The organism is Streptomyces sp. NPDC047002 (assembly GCF_040704505.1).
Lineage (GTDB): Bacteria > Actinomycetota > Actinomycetes > Streptomycetales > Streptomycetaceae > Streptomyces.
The window spans coordinates 25527-42789 of the sequence record NZ_JBEYWC010000041.1 but is presented as its reverse complement, the minus strand read 5'-3'; the positions used below and the strand labels follow the sequence as shown (position 1 = coordinate 42789).

Below are 17263 nucleotides of genomic sequence, written 5' to 3'. Positions count from 1 at the left end.
CGGCCTGGCCTCGTGACGCCCGCGCCCCGGATCCCGCGCCCCGGTCAGGCCGGCGGGACCCCGGGGCCCGGGTGCCAGGCGCGGCGGCGCAGCGCGCCGACGGCGCGCCTGGCCCGGGGCGCGGGGCGCAGGGACGTGCCGGCGGCCGCGCCGTCCAGGTCGCGGGCGGCGGCCGCGATGTTGCGGAGCATCCCACCGAAGATCACCGCGTGGAAGGGGTAGACGCTCCACCAGTACGCCTGCCCGAGGAAGCCGCGCGGGTGGAACAGGGCGCGCTGGCGGTAGACCGTGCGGCCCGCGCCGTCCTCGTCCGCGCGCATCTCGAGCCAGGCGAGGCCCGGCATCCGCATCTCGGCGCGCAGCCGCAGCAGGCTGCCGCGCTCGATCTCCTTGACGCGCCAGAAGTCCAGCGAGTCGCCGACCCGCAGATGCTCGTCGTCGCGGCGCCCGCGCCGCAGCCCCACCCCGCCGGCGAACCGGTCGAGCAGGCCGCGCACGGCCCAGGCCGCCGACATCGAGTACCAGCCGTGCGCGCCGCCGATGCCCTCGATCACCCGCCACAGCGACGCCCGCGTCGCCTCGACGGGCGCCTCGCGCTCGTCCGTGTAGAGGCTGCCGCCCGCCCAGTCGGGGTCGGTGGGCAGCGGGTCGCTCGGCGCGCCCGGCACCGCCGCGTTCGACCAGCGCGTGTCGACGCGCGCCTCCTGCACGCGCCGCAGCGCGAGCTCGATCGCCCGGTCGAGGCCGTACGGGTGGCCCGAGGGGTCGTGCACGTACCGCGCGATGTCGTGCTCCGCGCACACCACCTCGTGCCGCAGCGACTCCGTCAGCGGCTTCGCGATGCCCGAGGGCACGGGCGTGACCAGGCCGATCCAGTGGCTGGAGAGCCGGGGCGTGAGCACCGGCAGGGTCACCACGAGCCGCCGCGGCAGCCGCGCCACCCGCGCGTAGCGCCGCATCATGTCCCGGTAGGTGACGATGTCGGGCCCGCCGATGTCGAACGCCCTGCTGACGTCGGCCGGCAGCGCGGCGGCGCCGACCAGGTAGCGCAGCACGTCCCGCACGGCGATCGGCTGGATGCGGGTGCTGATCCAGCTGGGCGTCACCATCACCGGCAGCCGCTCGGTGAGGTAGCGCAGCATCTCGAAGGAGGCGGAGCCCGAGCCGATGATCACCGCGGCCCGCAGCACCGCGGTCGGCACCCCGGAGCCGAGCAGGATGTGCCCGACCTCGGCGCGCGAGCGCAGGTGCGGCGAGAGCGCGCGCTCGGGAACGCCCGCGGGGGTGAGGCCGCCGAGGTAGACGAGGCGGCGCACCCCCGCGGCCCGCGCGCTGCGCCCGAAGGTGCGGGCGGCCCGCCGGTCCGTCTCCTCGAAGTCGCGCCTGCCCTGGCCGAGCGCGTGCACCAGGTAGTACGCGACCTCGACGCCGTCCATCGCCGCGGTCACGCTCTCCTCGTCGGTCACGTCGCCCCTGGCGATCTCCACCTGGCGGGCCCAGGGGTGGTCGCGCAGCTTCTCCGGGGTGCGCGCGAGGCACCGCACCCGGTACCCGGCGGCGAGCAGCTCGGGGACGAGCCGGCCGCCGATGTACCCGCTGGCGCCCGTCACCAGGCACAGGGCGCCCTTGTGCACACCGGGCCCGCCGCTCCCCTCGTGTCCCGCGCGCTTCTCACCCTTCTCACGCTCCTCGTGTCCCGGGCGCCCCTCGCGCCCCTCGCGCTTCCCGTGTCCCCCGCGTCCGCCGCGTGCTCCGTCGTCCGCCATCCGGGCCTCCACTGCCGCCTCGTCGGTGCGCTGCCGCGCTTCGCCGTACGCACCCGGGCACGCCGCGCTGCGCGGCCGTGCGTGCGGTGGGCACGGCGGGCCGGGTACCCCGCGCGGCGCCGTGTCCCCGGGCGCGTGTCCCAGAATCCCCCGTGCGGGCGCTTCCCGCGCGTCGGCGTACGGGCGGCGGCGCGGGCGGCCCGGCCCGTACCCGCGGCCGAGGCGGACGCCCGGCCCCTGCTCGCGGCCGGCGCGGACGCCCGGCGTCCCGCCTGGCAGGATGACCGGCGTCGGCGAGACGACGAGAGAGGCTCCTGAGATGGCCGTGATCCACCGCACGACGATGATCCCCTCCAAGGAGGAACTGCTCGCCGCCTGGCTGCCGTCCCGCCCGTGGTTCCGCGGCGGGACGCCCGGTCTCGTGCGGGCGGGCGGCTACCGGCTCGACGATCGGGCGGGCGCGGTCGGCATCGAGTTCATGCTGGTCACCGACGTGTCCGGGCCCGAGCCCACCACCTACCAGGTGCCGCTCGCCTACCGCGACGCGCCGCTCGACGGCGCGCAGGACGCCCTCGTCGGCACCTCGGAGCACGGCGTGCTCGGCCTGCGCCAGGTCTACGACGGCGTGCACGACCCGGTGCTCGTGGAGCGGCTGTACGCGCTGGCGCGCCGTGCCGCCGAGCCGCAGGCGCAGCGCGAGAGCAACACCCCCGACCCGACCGTCACCGCCGACCCCGCGGGCGCCGCGCTGCCCGAGGCCGCCTTCGGCACCCCGCCGCTCGCCGTGACCGAAGGCCCCGGGTACAGCGAGGTCCGCGTGCCGGACGGCGGCCCGGTCCTGCGGGTGCACCGCATGCTGCGCCCCGCGGACGCGCCGGAGGCCTCGGACGCGGGGGCCGTGCTCGGCCGGATCACCGCGGGCTGGACGCTCCCCGGCGGCGCGGCCGTGCGCGGCACCCTCGCCACCGTCCTGCGCCCCTGAGGTGCGCGGGGGCGCCGCCCGGCGTCCCACGTCCCGGCCGCGTGCGGCACTCTTGGAGGTGTCGCCCCCCGCAGTCCCTGGCCGGCCGCCGATTCCCGCGGCGGCGGCCCTCGTACACCGGAGTCCTCCATGTCCCACGGCACACCCAAGCCACGGATCGACACCAGCAAGCCCCATCCGGCGCGGGTCTACGACTGGCTGCTCGGCGGCAAGGACAACTACCTGGTCGACCAGGCGGTCGGCGACAAGCTGCCGGAGGACTCCAAGGCGGCCGCGCGGCAGAACCGCTCGTTCATGCACCGCGCGGTCGCCTGGGCGGCGCGCGAGGGCTTCGACCAGTTCCTCGACATCGGCACGGGCATCCCGACCCAGCCGAACCTGCACCAGATCGTGCAGCAGGTGAACCCGCGCGCCCGGATCGTCTACACGGACTTCGACCCGATCGTGCTGCGGCACGCGGAGGCGCTGCTCATCTCCACGCCCGAGGGCACGACCGACTACATCCAGGCCGACGTGCGCGACCCCGGCACGATCATCGAGCACGCCCGCACGATCCTCGACTTCGACCGGCCCGTGGTGCTCTCGCTGATCGCGCTGATGCACTTCATCCAGGACGAGGAGGACCCGTACGGGATCGTCGGGACCCTGGTGGGCGCGCTGCCGCCGGGCAGCCTGCTGGTCTTCTCGCACGGCACGACCGACTTCCACCCGGCCGAGCTGGTCGACACGGTGAAGGAGGCGTACAAGAAGGGGACGATCCCGCTGCGCTTCCGCACCCGCGCCGAGACCGAACGGTTCTTCACCGGCCTCGAACTGGTCGAGCCCGGCCTGGTCACCGCGCCCGACTGGTACAAGGAGGAGCCGCGCCCCGAGCCGGAGCGCAGCGGCATCTTCGCGGCCGTCGCCCGCGTCCCGTAGGGGACGCGGCGGGCCGCACGGGCCGGGGGCCGGAATCCGCAGCCGCGGGTACCGGCCCCCGGCCCGTGCGCGCCGTCATCCGACGGCGGTCGCGAAGACGTGCAGCGCCGGGTTGGCGGGGAGCGTCACATAGGCGACCTGCTTGCCCGCGGTCAGCGGCACCGACGAGGCGTACAGGCTGACCCGGTGGTCGTGCGGCAGCGTGTCCTTCGCCGGGTTGTTCCAGTGCACCGTGGTCGCGACCAGCGCGCAGCCCTCGACCGCCTGGTCGGCATACCAGTCGGCCAGCGTCACCGTGCCGGTCGACGTGGTGCCGTCGGTGTAGGTGACGGTGGCCTGCCCGCTCTGGGTGCCGTTGGTGCCCGCGCCGAGGAACGCCAGCCGCGTGCCCGCGCCGTGCACCTCCACCGCCTGCCCTGCGGCCGGTACCTCGTCGGGCGTGCCCGCCGCCACAGCCGGCCAGGTGAAGGTGGCGTCCGCGGTGCGCACCTGGCCGCCCGGGGTGATCCCTGCGGCGGAGAGCGCCTGCGCCGAGTAGCTGTAGCCCGCGCCGCCGAAGCCGCCGGGCGCCGGGTCGGCGTCGTCGGTCACGCCGACCTCGGTGGCGGCCGACGCCAGGTCGGGGTGGGCGACCTGCACGGTCGCCGTCCCGTCCCCCGGAGCGGTGCGCGGCGAGCCCGGGTAGCGGGTGGCGCCGGTCAGCCGCGCCGCGCCGCCCGCCGCCCCCGCGGGGACGCGCACGGACCAGGTCGTCGAGACCGACTTCCCCGGCTTCACGAGCGGGTGCGCGGTGGCGCCGCGGGGCGCGGCCGACCAGCCGGCCGGCACCGTGAGCTTCGTGGCGGCGCCGCGCACGGGCTGCGTCGAGCCGTTGGTGAAGGTGGTGCGCACGGTGAGGGTGGCGCCCCCGGAGGTCAGGGCGGGCGCCGAGACCTTCGTGTAGCGCGGGCCCGTCGTCGTGCGGACCCGGAAGCCGCCGCTGAGGGGCAGGCTGCGCGACGAGTCGCCGACATGCACCCGGTAGGCGCCGGGCGCGAGGGTCCACGCCTGGGCGTCGCTGCTCCAGTACGAGGCGTCCCGCGCACTCACCTCGAAGGCGACCCGCTTGGTCTGGTGGGCCTTGAGCGCCACCTTCGCGAAGCCCCGCAGCTGGTTCTCCGGCTCGCCCGCCGCCTTCGGTCCCGTGAGGTAGAGCTGGGCGACCTCGGAGCCCGCGCGGTCACCGGTGTCGGTGACGTCGGCGGTGACCAGGACCTTGCCGTTCTCGCGCAGCGTGCCCGTGTCGAGCCGCAGGTGCGAGAAGCGGTACGAGGTGTAGGAGAGGCCGTAGCCGAAGGGGAACAGCGGGGTCTCGCCCGTGGCGTCGTAGTACTTGTAGCCGACGTCGAGGCCCTCCGTGTACCGGACGGTGCCGCCGGTGCCGGGCCACTGTGCGGGCGTCGAGGCGGGCACCTGGCCGAGCGAGGCGGGGAAGGTCACCGGAAGCCTGCCCGACGGGTTCACGTCGCCGTACAGCAGCGCGGCGATCGCGTTGCCCGCCTCCTGGCCCGGGTACCACGCCTCGATGACGCCCTTGACCCGGTCGAGCCAGGGCATGGTGACCGCAGAGCCGGTGTTCAGCACCACGACCGTGTTCGGGTTGGCCTTCGCGACCGCCTCGATCAGGGCGTTCTGGTCGCCCGGCAGGTCGATGGAGGAGAGGTCGCCGCCCTCGGACTCGAAGTCGTTGGCGTAGACGACCGCGACGTCCGATTTGGCGGCGAGGTCGGCCGCCTGGCCGGCCAGGTCGCTGCCGGGGGTCTCCCAGCCGAGGTGCACCTCGTCGCCGCCGGTGCCCTGGTAGTAGTCGACCTCCACCGGGACCGGCTCGCCCGCGGTGAGGGTGACCGTGCCGGTCTCGGTGTGGGTGGCCTGGTCGCGCCAGTTGTCGATGACCTGCTTGCCGCCGATCAGCAGCCTGCTGCCGTCGTCGCTGGTCAGACTGAAGGTGTAGGTGCCGGTCCTCGGCGGCGTGAGGGTGCCGGTCCACTTCGTGGAGAAGTCCGTGCCGGGCACGCCGGGCGCGGGGGCCGCGCCGTTCCAGTCGAAGTCGACCCGGGCGTCGGTGCGGGTCGCCGCGGGGCTGCCGGAGAGGGTCTTGTTCGCGTAGTACGCGCCGGTCAGGCCCTGGCCCGTGCCGGAGGCCGGGGTGAGGTAGGCGCTGTCGACGAGCGGCAGCCTGCCGTTGGCGCCGAGGTCGCCCTGCGCGTAGGTGACGGTGGTGCCGGAGCCCGCGCGCGCCGCGATCCCCTCGTACGGCGTGACGGTGCCGGTGCCCGTGACGGCCGCGCTGCCGCCGCCCGCGGTCATGGTGTCCTCGCCCGCGCCGTCGCCGATCACCGCGATCGACCTGGTCTTCCTGCCGAGCGGCAGGAGGCCGCCGCTGTTCTTGAGCAGGACGGAGCCGTCCTCGGCGGCCCGCCGGGCGACGGCGCGGTGCGCCGGGGTGGAGGCCGCGGCGTCCGGGGTGTCGGGCGAGGGGTGGTCGAAGAGGCCGAAGCGGAACTCCTCGCGCATGATCCGCGCGACCATGTCGTCCACCCGGGCCCTCTTGACCTGCCCGTCCTGCACGGCCCGGGTGAGGGCGGCGCCGAAGTACGAGTCGTCGGGCATCTGCATGTCCATGCCCGCATTCGCGGAGGCGGCGGTGGAGTGGGTGCCGCCCCAGTCCGACGTGATGAAGCCGTCGAAGCCGAACTCGTCCTTGAGGATCGTGTCCAGGTAGGCGTTCTCGCAGGCGAAGGTCCCGTTGACGGACGAGTAAGAGCACATCGCCGACGACGGCTTCGCCTGCTCGACGATGGTCCCGAAGGCGGCCGTGTAGACCTCGTGCACGGTCCTGTCGTCGATGACAGCGTTGTCGGCCGCGGTGTTCCTGTTGGTCTCCTGGTTGTAGACGGCCCAGTGCTTCACCTGGGCCATCACGCCCTGGGACTGGATGCCCTCGATGTCGGCCGCGCCGATCCGCCCGGTGAGGTACGGGTCCTCGCTGTACGACTCGAAGGCGCGGCCCCAGCGCGGGTCGCGGACGATGTTCACGGTCGGCCCGAGGTCGACGTCGACGCCCTTCGCCTTGTCCTCGGCGCCGACGACCGAGCCGTACGCCCGGGCGAGCGCGGGGTCGAAGGAGGCGGCGACGCCGGTGGCGCCCGGCAGTTGGGTCGTGTCGGCCATCCGGACACCGACCGGCCCGTCCTGCATCTTCAGCGCCGGGATGCACAGCCGGGCGTCGCCCGGCACATAGCCGGTGTACGCGGAGCCCGCGACCCCGTGCACCATCGCGATCTCCTCGGCCGGCGTCATCCGCGCAAGCACCTGGGAGACGCGGTGCTCGACGGGCGCGTGCGAACCGACCCAGGGACAGGCGGCCGCGGCGTGCGGCGCGCCTCGGGCGTCCGCGGCGGACGCGCCGCCCGCCGGTACGGCCAGGGCCGCGGCGAGCAGCGCGCCCGACGCGACCGCGGCGACGTGCGGTCTTCTTCTGCGCATGGGGGAACTCCTGAGAGCGGGGGCGGGGGGCGTGCGAGGGCCTGCGTTGCACGAAGGAGAGGGGGCGGGGCGCTCGGCGCACCGGTGACAGCGGGTGCGCGCGCGGAGACGGAGACGGAACAGGGCCACCGTGTTTCTACGGCCTGCCATGGGCAGGGACAAGACGACGGCACGGGAATTTGGCCGGAACATTGAACTCACCTGTTCCGCCCCGCGCTTGCCCCCGCACGCGCGCCCCCTCCACCGCCCCGCACCGCCGTCCGCCGCGGCGCGGCCGATCTGCCGGGGCGCGCGCGCCGGCCGACGTAGAGTACGGCCACCCGCACCGCACGGCAGGAAGCGAGCGTGCCCATGCCCGAGAGCCCAGAGCGCTACGTCGCCCGCGTCGTGGACGTGCCCGACACGGGCATCAGGCTCGCGCCCGCCGCCGGGACCGCGGCGCCGGCCGAGCCGACCGAGGCCAACCTGCTGGGCATGGCCGTCGCGCTCGCGCTCGGCGCCGCGGGGTACGCGCACCGTCCGGCGCCCCGCGAGGCGGCGCAGACCGTGGCGGCGCTGCTCGCGGGGGAGGCCGCGATGCCCTGGCGCGCCACGGCGCCGACGGCGACCGGCGCCCGCGAGACCGTGCCGTACGTGGTGTGCGAGCGCCCGCCCGGCGGCCACTACGCCTGCGCGCTCCAGCACCGCCCGCCCGGCGACGAGCCGCCGGCCGGCGACTGACCCCTGGGCTCCCGCGGGGGCCCGCGCGCACCCCCGCGGGCCCCTGGTCACGGCGCTCGGGGCCGGTCGGGGCACCCTCCCCGTTCTGATACGCTCATCTAGCGACTTCGGACAAGGAACTCCTCCACTGCCACCGGGCCTACCGGTTGCCCGGTGGGGAGCCGTCACCACTGTGTGCGAGACTTGTCCGCGTCATCGCCTGGTCCTGTGGAGCAGTTTGGAGTGCTCGCCACCCTGTCAAGGTGGAGGCCGCGGGTTCAAATCCCGTCAGGACCGCTGCGACCCCCCGCGGGTCGCGTGGCTGGGTAGCTCAGTTGGTACGAGCGATCGCCTGAAAAGCGATAGGTCGCCGGTTCGATCCCGGCCCCAGCCACTTTCCGTACGAGAGCGACTCCCCCGCAGCGAGCGGGCGGGTCGCTCTCGTCGTATGTCGCGGCCGTCCCGGCGCCACGTGCCGGCGGTCCGCCTCCTGGCCCGCGGGCCAGGAGGCGTACGTAAAGCGTTCGCCGCTTCGGCGGCGGCGGTGAGATCCTGGGATGCGGTATGTCTACTTCCCTCGCCGACCTCCAGTCCCTGCTGGCCGAGGTCTCCCTGCGCGACGCGCAGCGGCTCGGCCGCCGGCTCGAAGGCACCCGGCGCATCCGCAAGCCCGAGGCGCGCCAGGCCGTGCTCGACGAGATCGCCACCGAGGCCGGAAAGGCCGCGGAGCGCCTGCGGCGGCGCGCCGCCCGGCTGCCCGAGGTCACCTACCCCGAGCAACTCCCCGTCAGCCAGAAGAAGGACACCATCCTGGAGGCGATACGCGACCACCAGGTCGTGATCGTCGCCGGTGAGACGGGCTCGGGCAAGACCACGCAGATCCCCAAGATCTGCCTGGAGCTCGGCCGGGGCGTGCGGGGCATGATCGGACACACCCAGCCCCGCAGGATCGCCGCCCGCACCGTCGCCGAACGGGTCGCGGAGGAGCTCGGCACGCCGCTCGGCGAGACCGTCGGCTGGAAGGTCCGCTTCACCGACCAGGTCAACCCCGAGTCGACGTTCGTGAAGCTGATGACGGACGGCATCCTCCTCGCGGAGATCCAGACCGACCGCGACCTGCGCGCGTACGACACGATCATCATCGACGAGGCCCACGAGCGCAGCCTCAACATCGACTTTCTCCTCGGCTACCTCGCCCAGCTGCTGCCGCGCCGCCCCGACCTCAAGCTCGTCATCACCTCGGCGACCATCGACCCGGAGCGCTTCGCCCGCCACTTCGGCTCCTTCGCCTCGGTGGCCGCGGGGGCGCCGGCCGCGGACGGCGGGCGGGCGGCGCCGATCGTCGAGGTCTCCGGCCGCACGTACCCGGTGGAGGTCCGCTACCGGCCGCTGCTCGAAGAGGACGGCGACGACGGCGACCGCGACCAGATCACCGCGATCTCCGACGCCGTGGACGAGCTGATGGCCGAGGGCCCCGGCGACATCCTGGTCTTCCTCTCAGGCGAGCGCGAGATCCGCGACACCGCGGACGCCCTGGAGCGGCGCCGCCTGCGTGGCACGGAGATCCTGCCGCTGTACGCGCGGCTCTCCCACGCCGAGCAGCACCGCGTCTTCCAGCGGCACACCGGCCGCAGGATCGTCCTCGCGACCAACGTCGCCGAGACCTCGCTGACCGTGCCGGGCATCAAGTACGTGATCGACCCGGGCACCGCCCGCATCTCCCGCTACAGCCACCGCACCAAGGTGCAGCGGCTGCCCATCGAGCCCGTCTCGCAGGCCGGCGCCAACCAGCGCAAGGGCCGCTGCGGCCGCACCTCGGACGGCATCTGCGTCCGGCTGTACTCGGAGGACGACTTCCTCGCGAGGCCCGAGTTCACGGACGCGGAGATCCTGCGGACGAACCTCGCCTCGGTGATCCTCCAGATGACGGCTGCGGGCCTGGGCGACATCGAGAAGTTCCCCTTCATCGACCCGCCCGACCACCGCAACATCCGCGACGGCGTGCAGCTGCTCCAGGAACTCGGGGCCCTCGACCCCGACCAGAAGGAGCAGCGGGGGCGGCTCACCCCGCTCGGCCGCAAGCTCTCGCAGCTGCCCGTCGACCCGCGCCTCGCGCGCATGGTGGTCGAGGCCGACCGCAACGGCTGCGTCCGCGAGGTCATGGTGATCGCGGCCGCGCTCTCCATCCAGGACCCGCGCGAACGGCCCTCGGACAAGCAGGCGCAGGCGGACCAGCAGCACGCGCGCTTCAAGGACGAGACGTCGGACTTCCTCGCCTTCCTCAACCTGTGGCGCTACCTGCGCGAGCAGCAGGAGGCCAGGTCGTCGTCCTCGTTCCGCCGCATGTGCAAGTCCGAGTACCTCAACTACCTGCGCATCCGCGAGTGGCAGGACATCTACAGCCAACTGCGCACGGTCGCGCGGCAGATGGGGATCGTCCTCAACGAGGACGACGCACCGGAGCAGCGCGTCCACGTGTCGCTGCTCGCCGGGCTGCTCTCGCACATCGGCATGAAGGACGTGAAGGAGTCCAAGGGCCAGGACGCCAAGGGCGGCGACGGCGGGCGCGGCGCGCGCGGTGGCGAGTACATCGGCGCGCGCAACGCCAAGTTCGCGATCTTCCCCGGCTCCGCGCTGTTCAGGAAGCCGCCGCGGTTCGTGATGTCCGCGGAACTGGTGGAGACGTCCAGGCTCTGGGCCCGGGTCAACGCCAGGATCGAGCCCGAGTGGATCGAGCCCCTCGCGGGCCACCTGCTGAAGCGCACCTACAGCGAGCCGCACTGGGAGAAGGACATGGCGGCCGTGATGGCGTACGAGAAGGTCACGCTGTACGGCGTGCCGATCGTCACCGACCGCAAGGTCAACTACGGCAGGATCGACCCGGAGGCCTCCCGCGACCTGTTCATCCGCAACGCCCTCGTGGAGGGCGACTGGCGGACCCACCACCAGTTCTTCCACGACAACCGCAAGCTGCTCGGCGAGGTCGAGGAGCTCGAACACCGGGCGCGGCGCCGCGACATCCTGGTGGACGACGAGACGCTGTTCGACTTCTACGACCGGCGGGTGCCCGAGGACGTCGTCTCCGGCGCGCACTTCGACTCCTGGTGGAAGCGGAAGCGCACCGAGGAGCCCGACCTGCTCGACTTCGAGCGGTCGATGCTCATCAACGAGGCCGCGGAGTCCGTCACCAAGGACGACTACCCGGACGCGTGGCGGCAGGGCGGGCTGAAGTTCCGCGTGACGTACCAGTTCGAGCCGGGCGCCGACGCGGACGGCGTGACGGTGCACATCCCGCTCCAGGTGCTCAACCAGGTCACGGGTGACGGCTTCGACTGGCAGATCCCGGGCCTGCGCGAGCAGTTGGTGACGGAGCTGATCCGCTCGCTGCCCAAGCCGGTCCGCCGGCACTACGTGCCCGCGCCGAACTTCGCGCAGCGCTTCCTCGACCTGGCCGTGCCCCGCCAGGAGCCGCTTCCCTCGGCGCTCGCCCGCGCCCTCCAGCAGATGGTCGGGGTGCCCGTGGCGGCCGAGGACTTCGACCTGTCCCGCGTCCCCGACCACTTGAAGATCACCTTCCGGATCGTCGACGAGCGGCGGCGCAGGCTCGCCGAGGCGAAGGACCTGGAGACGCTCCGCCTGAAGCTGCGGCCCAGGGCGCGGCAGGCGCTGTCCAAGGCGGCGGCCGCGACGGCGGAGCGCTCGGGCGGCGAGGCGATCGAGCGCTCCGGCCTCAGGGACTGGACGATCGGCACGCTGGTGCGGGTCTTCGAGACGCGCAGGGCGGGCCAGCCGGTCAGGGCGTATCCGGCCCTCCTCGACCAGGGCGAGACGGTCGCGGTGCGCCTCTTCGACACGGAGGACGAGCAGCGGCGCGCGATGTGGCGCGGCACCCGCAGGCTGATCCTGCTCAACGTCCCGGTCAGCCCGGCGAAGTTCGCCTCGTCCAAGCTCACCAACCAGCAGAAGCTGCACCTGTCGAGCAGCCCGCACGGCTCCCTCCAGGCGCTGTTCGAGGACTGCGCGACCGCCGCGGCCGACAAGCTGATCGCCGACCACGGCGGGCCCGCCTGGGACGAGGAGTCGTACCGCAAGCTGTACGACTCGGTACGCGCCGACCTGGTCGACGCGACGGTGCGCACGGTGGCGCAGGTGCAGCAGATCCTCGCCGCCTGGCAGGCGTGCGAGCGGCGGCTGCGCGCGACGACGAGCCAGGCGCTCCTGGCCAACGTGCAGGACGTCAGGGACCAGTTGGCGCGTCTGGTGCCGCCTGGGTTCGTGACGGCTGTGGGCGTGCGGCGGCTGCCCGACCTGATGCGCTATCTCGTCGCGGCCGACCGGCGGCTGCAGCAGATGCCGACGGCCGTCCAGCGGGACACCACCCGCATGGAGAAGGTCCACGAGATGCAGGACGAGTACGCCTGGCTGCTCGAACAGCTGCCGCAGGGCCGGCCGGTGCCCGAGGAGGTCGAGGGCATCCGGTGGATGATCGAGGAGCTGCGCGTCAGCTACTTCGCGCACGCCCTGGGCACCCCGCGGCCGGTCTCGGACAAGCGGATCGTGAAGGCGATCGACGCGGCGGCGCCGTAGGGGGACGGCGGACCGCCGGGGCCGCGGTCCGGTAGCGCGGGGGTCGCGCTGCGTGAGTTCGACCCCACCCTCTGAGCTGCTGTAGAGTCTGTCTCCGCAGCCCGCACTCGTCGGGCGGCGATTCCAGGTCCTGTGGAGCAGTTTGGAGTGCTCGCCACCCTGTCAAGGTGGAGGCCGCGGGTTCAAATCCCGTCAGGACCGCACAGCAGGCGAAGGGCCCGCGTCCCCGGTGGATGCGGGCCCTTCGCGTTGCCCGCCGCCGAGCGGCCCTTCGTGCGGCCCGCGCTGACGGCCCGTGAGGCGGGCGGTGGGGCACCGGGTCGCCGGACGCCTCCCCCATCGGGCCGCAGGAGGCCCTGCGGGGCCTCGCGGGCCCCCGCGCGCCCGTGGGCGGCCCGGGGAGCGGCCGGGGGCGCGTACGGGGCGCACAGGGGCCGGGGCCGGGGCATGCCCGGGCGGCACCCGCCCCCCTGACCCCCGGTTACAGGCCGATGTGCGTATTGACGCTCGTATGTGCACGCCGGTATTCACGTGTCAGGCGCATGGGTCCGACCGGCGTGGGCACGCGGCGGGTCCGGCGGGGAGACCTGCGAAACCTCCGAGGTGTCGGCGCTTTCGACGGCGACCGGAGGCGGCGTTCCCGCCGCCGGCAAGGGCCCGGAAGTGTGACGGGAGTCACTGAACTGTGAGGTGCATCGCATCCGTTCAACAGTGTCCCCCATCACCACAATTTTGTATGTGCAATTGCACTCTTCCGCACGCGGGGCACACGGGTCGGGAGACGGACACTTCCCCACCTTCCGCCGGACCGACCGGTCGGAGTGCCGACCTCCGTGGACGGGCTGCGGACGGGCCGCAGACGGGCCGCGGACGGACACAGAAAGATCGCGCCGGACTCGACGGAGTCCGGCGCGATCGAACGACTCAACCCACTGCGCGTGGGTCCGATGCCTGTTGGGGCAGGCACCCGTCGTGTGGAGCTATGGGCGGGACCGACCGAGTTGGGGGAACTGGCCAGGCCCTGCTTGTTGTGCGGGTTGAGCCCTAATGTGCTGTTCAGGCCTCGCTGCGCTGCTGCGGGATACCCGCGAGCAGTGCGCGAACCTCAGCCTCGCGGTACCGGCGATGTCCTCCGAGGGTTCGGATGGACGTGAGCTTGCCTGCCTTTGCCCAGCGTGTGACCGTCTTCGGGTCCACGCGGAACATCGAAGCAACCTCAGCCGGGGTCAGCAGCGGCTCGGCATCAGGGGTGCGAGCGGTCATGAGCGGCCTCCTCGGGAGAACCGAACCATCTCGGTTCTTTCCTCTAAATTCTGCACCTTGACCCGCGTTGCCCGAAATGGCGGACGCGGGCCGAGTCGGTTATAGGACGAACGGCTTGTCCTCGGCACTACAACTACACCATCTGTCCAGCCACGTCGGCCAAACCGATGGAATTGCCCTCTGAGGTGTTCATCAGCGGCGGAAGCCGATGGACCGTGCCATAGCGGACAGTCACCCGCCCGTGACGATCAGTCACAGAACCACCAGGAGCCATCAGACCCCCCATAGAGTGCAATGCCAAGCATTCCGCCCAGACTTGGGCGGAAGGAACCCTCCCCGGACTCCTTGTCCTATTTTGGCACGAGGATGGGGGATGGGCACAAGGCCCTTGTTAGTGCGGTCCGTCACGCTTCAGGGTCAAACGCCCGGAATCGGGACGTCCGACCGAGACGAAGGACCCTCCCACGGCAGCGAAGGACCCGGTGACGAGCCGGTGGACTCTGTTCGGTCCTGTTCGACTCTGGGAGCCGCGCTGTGCGGGAGTGTACGGACAATACGTGACGCGCGCCGATTCCGATACGTCGATCTGCGCATCGCACCCGCACACCGCGTCCACACGGGGCGAACGGGACCCCCACAGGACGACGACATCCGGCGCCCCCGGGGTTCCACGGGGACGGGGATCCCGCGCCCCGGACTCCCGCGGCGGCCCCGGCCGGCGTCAGTTCGCGAACTGGCGTTCCTTCACGGCGCGCCAGCGCTCCGTGAACCGGGTGTACGCGGCGCCCGCGCCCTCCCCGTCGCCGTCCCGCAGCGCCGCGATCCCCTCGGCCACGTCCGCGGCGGAGTGGTCCTTCGCGAGCTGCTCCTCGGACAGGGCGTGCACGAGCCCGCCGTAGTCGAGCTCCACGAGCGACCGCGGGTGGAACTCCTCCAGCCACCGCCCCACGTCGACCAGCGACTCGGTCAGCGGGCCGTCGTCGATGGTGTCCCGCAGCGTCTTCAGGCCGCGCGCCAGGCGTCTGCGCGCCTGCACCATCGGCGTCCGGTAGCGCAGCGCCGGCGCGTACGGCACCGGCTCGCCGCCCTCCGCCGGCTCCCCGCCCTCCGGGTCTCCGCCCGCCGCCGCAGGGCCGTCGCCGACAGCCGTGCCGTACTCCCGCTCGTCGTCCGAGAACAGCGTGAACCAGCCGACGGGCACCTGCCAGACCGAGCTCCTGATCCAGGGCCGCGCGTCCGGGTTGTCCTCGCGCCAGCGCTCGTAGTCGGCCGCCGCCTGCCCCCGCACCACCGGCGGCAGCGCCACGTCGAGCAGCGCTCCCGGCAGCGCCTCCCCCAGTTCTTCGAGGGCGAGCCAGCCGCGCAGCCGGGTGCGCCAGGGGCAGACGCACACCACGCCGTCGACCTCGGCGACGAAGGCGTCCGGGCTCTCGTGCACCCGCACGGGCACCGGCGGCGTCGGCAGCAGGTCGGCGAGGGAGCGGCGCTGCTCGTCCTGGGCGGTGGGCCGGTGGCCGCGGCGCGCATAGCGCGTCCAGTGCGTGCGCTCGGGCTCGGGGAACGCCGCCAGCGGCTCGTACACCCGCAGGTAGGACGTATAGGGGACCAGGACTGAGGAGGACACCGCCGGCATGCGGAAATCGTCCCACGCCCCGCGCGGTAAGGAGAGTGGTCCCCGGCGCGCCCGGCCGGCGGGCACCTGCGGAGGGGCTCGTTCCCCGCGGTCAACTCCGCCGGGGACACGGGCGGGTGGGGCCCTGCGGGGCTACGCTCGTGCCGAACCGGTCCCCGCGCACCCGCGTGCCTCCCCATCCTCAGGAGGCCGGGCGAGGGGGCCCGCCGCTTCGTACTTGGGAGTCACCACCGTGACCGATGTGACCGACGGCGTCCTGCACACGCTTTTCCACTCCGACCAGGGCGGACACGAGCAGGTCGTGCTCTGCCAGGACCGCGCCTCCGGCCTGCGGGCCGTGATCGCGCTGCACTCCACGGCCCTGGGCCCCGCCCTCGGCGGCACCCGCTTCCACCCGTACGCGACGGAGGAGGACGCGGTCGCCGACGCGCTGAACCTCTCGCGCGGGATGTCGTACAAGAACGCGCTCGCCGGGCTGCGGCACGGCGGCGGCAAGGCCGTGATCATCGGCGATCCCCGGCGGATCAGGACCGAGGAGCTGCTGCTCGCCTACGGCAGGGCGGTCGCCTCGCTCGGCGGCAGGTACGTGACGGCCTGCGACGTCGGCACGTACGTCGAGGACATGGACGTGGTCGCGCGCGCCTGCCCCTGGACCACGGGGCGTTCGCCCGAGCACGGCGGGGCGGGCGACTCCTCGGTGCTCACCGCCTTCGGCGTCTTCCAGGGCATGCGGGCCGGTGCGCGGGAGCGGTGGGGCGAGCCGTCCCTCGCCGGGCGGACGGTCGGCGTCGCCGGGGTCGGGAAGGTCGGCCGCCACCTGGTGGAGCACCTGCTCGCCGACGGTGCGCGGGTGGTCGTGACGGACGTGCGCGCCGAGGCGGTCGCCGAGGTCACGGGGCGCCACCCCGGGGTGCGCGCCGTGGCAGGCGCCGACGAGCTGGTGCGGCTGCCCGGCCTCGACGTCTACGCGCCGTGCGCGCTGGGCGGCGCGCTCGACGACACGACCGTGCGGGACCTGACGGCGTCCCTCGTCTGCGGCGCCGCCAACAACCAGCTCGCGCACCCGGGCGTCGAGAAGGACCTCGCCGACCGCGGCATCCTGTACGCACCCGACTACGTGGTGAACGCGGGCGGTGTCATGCAGGTCGCCGACGAGCTGGACGGCTTCGACTTCGAGCGGTGCAGGGCGAAGGCGGCGACGATCTACGACACCACTCTGGAAATCTTTGCACGTGCACATTCCGATGGCGTCCCCCCGGCCGCGGCGGCCGATCGGATCGCCGAACTCCGGATGGCGGAGGCCGCCGTGCGGGCATGACGGAGGCACCGGCGAGACGAGACTCACGCCGGTCGGGCGGGTCGACCCACGAGAAGGGGTTAAAATCGCCACTGACCAGCGAGTACGGGGCGTCTCGCCGGTTCTGCCCCCGGGCGCGTCATGTGGACGGCGTACCGCATGGCCGCGGAAGCAGGTACGGTTGAAGCCCTGAGGACGGGTCTCTCCGAGGAGAACTCGTTCCGAAACATGAACGCGTGTCAAGACTCTGGGGCCGAGTAGCCCCGTCACCGAGGGGGTCGAGCCATGGGGCGCGGCCGGGCCAAGGCCAAGCAGACAAAGGTCGCCCGCCAGCTGAAGTACAACAGCGGCGGGACTGACCTGTCGCGTCTGGCCAACGAGCTGGGCGCGTCGACTTCCAGTCAGCCTCCGAACGGCGAGCCGTTCGAGGACGACGACGAGGACGACGACCCGTACGCTCAGTACGCGGATCTGTACAACAAGGACGACGACGAGGACGACGAGTCAGGTCCCTCGTCCCAGCGCCGCGGCGCTTGACGTCCCACACCTCCGGCGTTTCGCACGCTCCACCTGCCCGGCCCGGGGCCCTG

10 protein-coding genes and 3 tRNA genes are annotated in these 17263 nt (G+C 73.2%); 9 read left to right on the top strand and 4 right to left on the bottom strand.

What is annotated here, in order from left to right; translation table 11 throughout:
* Positions 1 to 44: 44 nt before the first annotated feature.
* Entirely contained in the window at positions 45 to 1766 is a 1722-nt protein-coding gene (locus tag AB0910_RS28240) for an SDR family oxidoreductase (RefSeq protein ID WP_366747486.1), read from the bottom strand.
* 319 nt (positions 1767 to 2085) lie between these two features.
* On the opposite strand from AB0910_RS28240, the gene AB0910_RS28235 reads away from it, so the two are divergent.
* The gene (locus tag AB0910_RS28235; protein WP_366747485.1) at positions 2086 to 2748 is read left to right on the top strand and encodes a 1,4-alpha-glucan branching protein; all 663 of its coding nucleotides are present in this window, start codon (positions 2086 to 2088) and stop codon (positions 2746 to 2748) included.
* A 129-nt stretch (positions 2749 to 2877) separates the two neighbouring features.
* Positions 2878 to 3666, top strand: a complete 789-nt coding sequence (locus tag AB0910_RS28230) for an SAM-dependent methyltransferase (RefSeq protein WP_366747484.1) — start codon at positions 2878 to 2880, stop codon at positions 3664 to 3666.
* Positions 3667 to 3741: 75 nt separating this feature from the next.
* Here the strand turns inward: AB0910_RS28230 and AB0910_RS28225 are convergent, their stop codons facing one another.
* Positions 3742 to 7194 carry a glycoside hydrolase family 3 C-terminal domain-containing protein gene (locus tag AB0910_RS28225; protein ID WP_366747483.1) on the bottom strand — a complete coding sequence of 1151 codons (3453 nt, stop codon included), beginning with the start codon at positions 7192 to 7194 and terminating at the stop codon, positions 3742 to 3744.
* A 351-nt stretch (positions 7195 to 7545) separates the two neighbouring features.
* Between AB0910_RS28225 and AB0910_RS28220 the strand changes: the two genes are divergently transcribed.
* From AB0910_RS28220 to AB0910_RS28200, 5 genes are all read left to right on the top strand, one after another.
* Positions 7546 to 7914 (top strand): hypothetical protein, encoded by a 369-nt coding sequence (locus AB0910_RS28220; protein ID WP_366747482.1) that lies wholly within the window; start codon positions 7546 to 7548, stop codon positions 7912 to 7914.
* A gap of 201 nt (positions 7915 to 8115) precedes the next feature.
* Positions 8116 to 8190, top strand: a tRNA-Asp gene (locus tag AB0910_RS28215).
* A gap of 23 nt (positions 8191 to 8213) precedes the next feature.
* Positions 8214 to 8287: transfer RNA gene (locus AB0910_RS28210), tRNA-Phe, on the top strand.
* 170 nt (positions 8288 to 8457) lie between these two features.
* Positions 8458 to 12480 (top strand): ATP-dependent RNA helicase HrpA, encoded by a 4023-nt coding sequence (hrpA, locus tag AB0910_RS28205; RefSeq protein ID WP_366747481.1) that lies wholly within the window; start codon positions 8458 to 8460, stop codon positions 12478 to 12480.
* Between the two features lie 126 nt (positions 12481 to 12606).
* Positions 12607 to 12681, top strand: a tRNA-Asp gene (locus AB0910_RS28200).
* Positions 12682 to 13536: 855 nt separating this feature from the next.
* Here the strand turns inward: AB0910_RS28200 and bldC are convergent.
* Both bldC and AB0910_RS28190 read right to left on the bottom strand, forming a co-directional pair.
* The gene (gene bldC / locus AB0910_RS28195) at positions 13537 to 13743 is read right to left on the bottom strand and encodes a developmental transcriptional regulator BldC (RefSeq protein WP_187827830.1); all 207 of its coding nucleotides are present in this window, start codon (positions 13741 to 13743) and stop codon (positions 13537 to 13539) included.
* 721 nt (positions 13744 to 14464) lie between these two features.
* A complete protein-coding gene (locus AB0910_RS28190) occupies positions 14465 to 15376 on the bottom strand; it encodes a hypothetical protein (RefSeq protein WP_366747480.1) in 912 nt (303 codons plus the stop codon).
* Positions 15377 to 15608: 232 nt separating this feature from the next.
* On the opposite strand from AB0910_RS28190, the gene AB0910_RS28185 reads away from it, so the two are divergent.
* A complete protein-coding gene (locus AB0910_RS28185; RefSeq protein ID WP_366747479.1) occupies positions 15609 to 16694 on the top strand; it encodes a Glu/Leu/Phe/Val dehydrogenase dimerization domain-containing protein in 1086 nt (361 codons plus the stop codon).
* Positions 16695 to 16958: 264 nt separating this feature from the next.
* The gene (locus AB0910_RS28180) at positions 16959 to 17210 is read left to right on the top strand and encodes a DUF3073 domain-containing protein (protein ID WP_345650816.1); all 252 of its coding nucleotides are present in this window, start codon (positions 16959 to 16961) and stop codon (positions 17208 to 17210) included.
* The last annotated feature ends 53 nt before the right edge of the window (positions 17211 to 17263 follow it).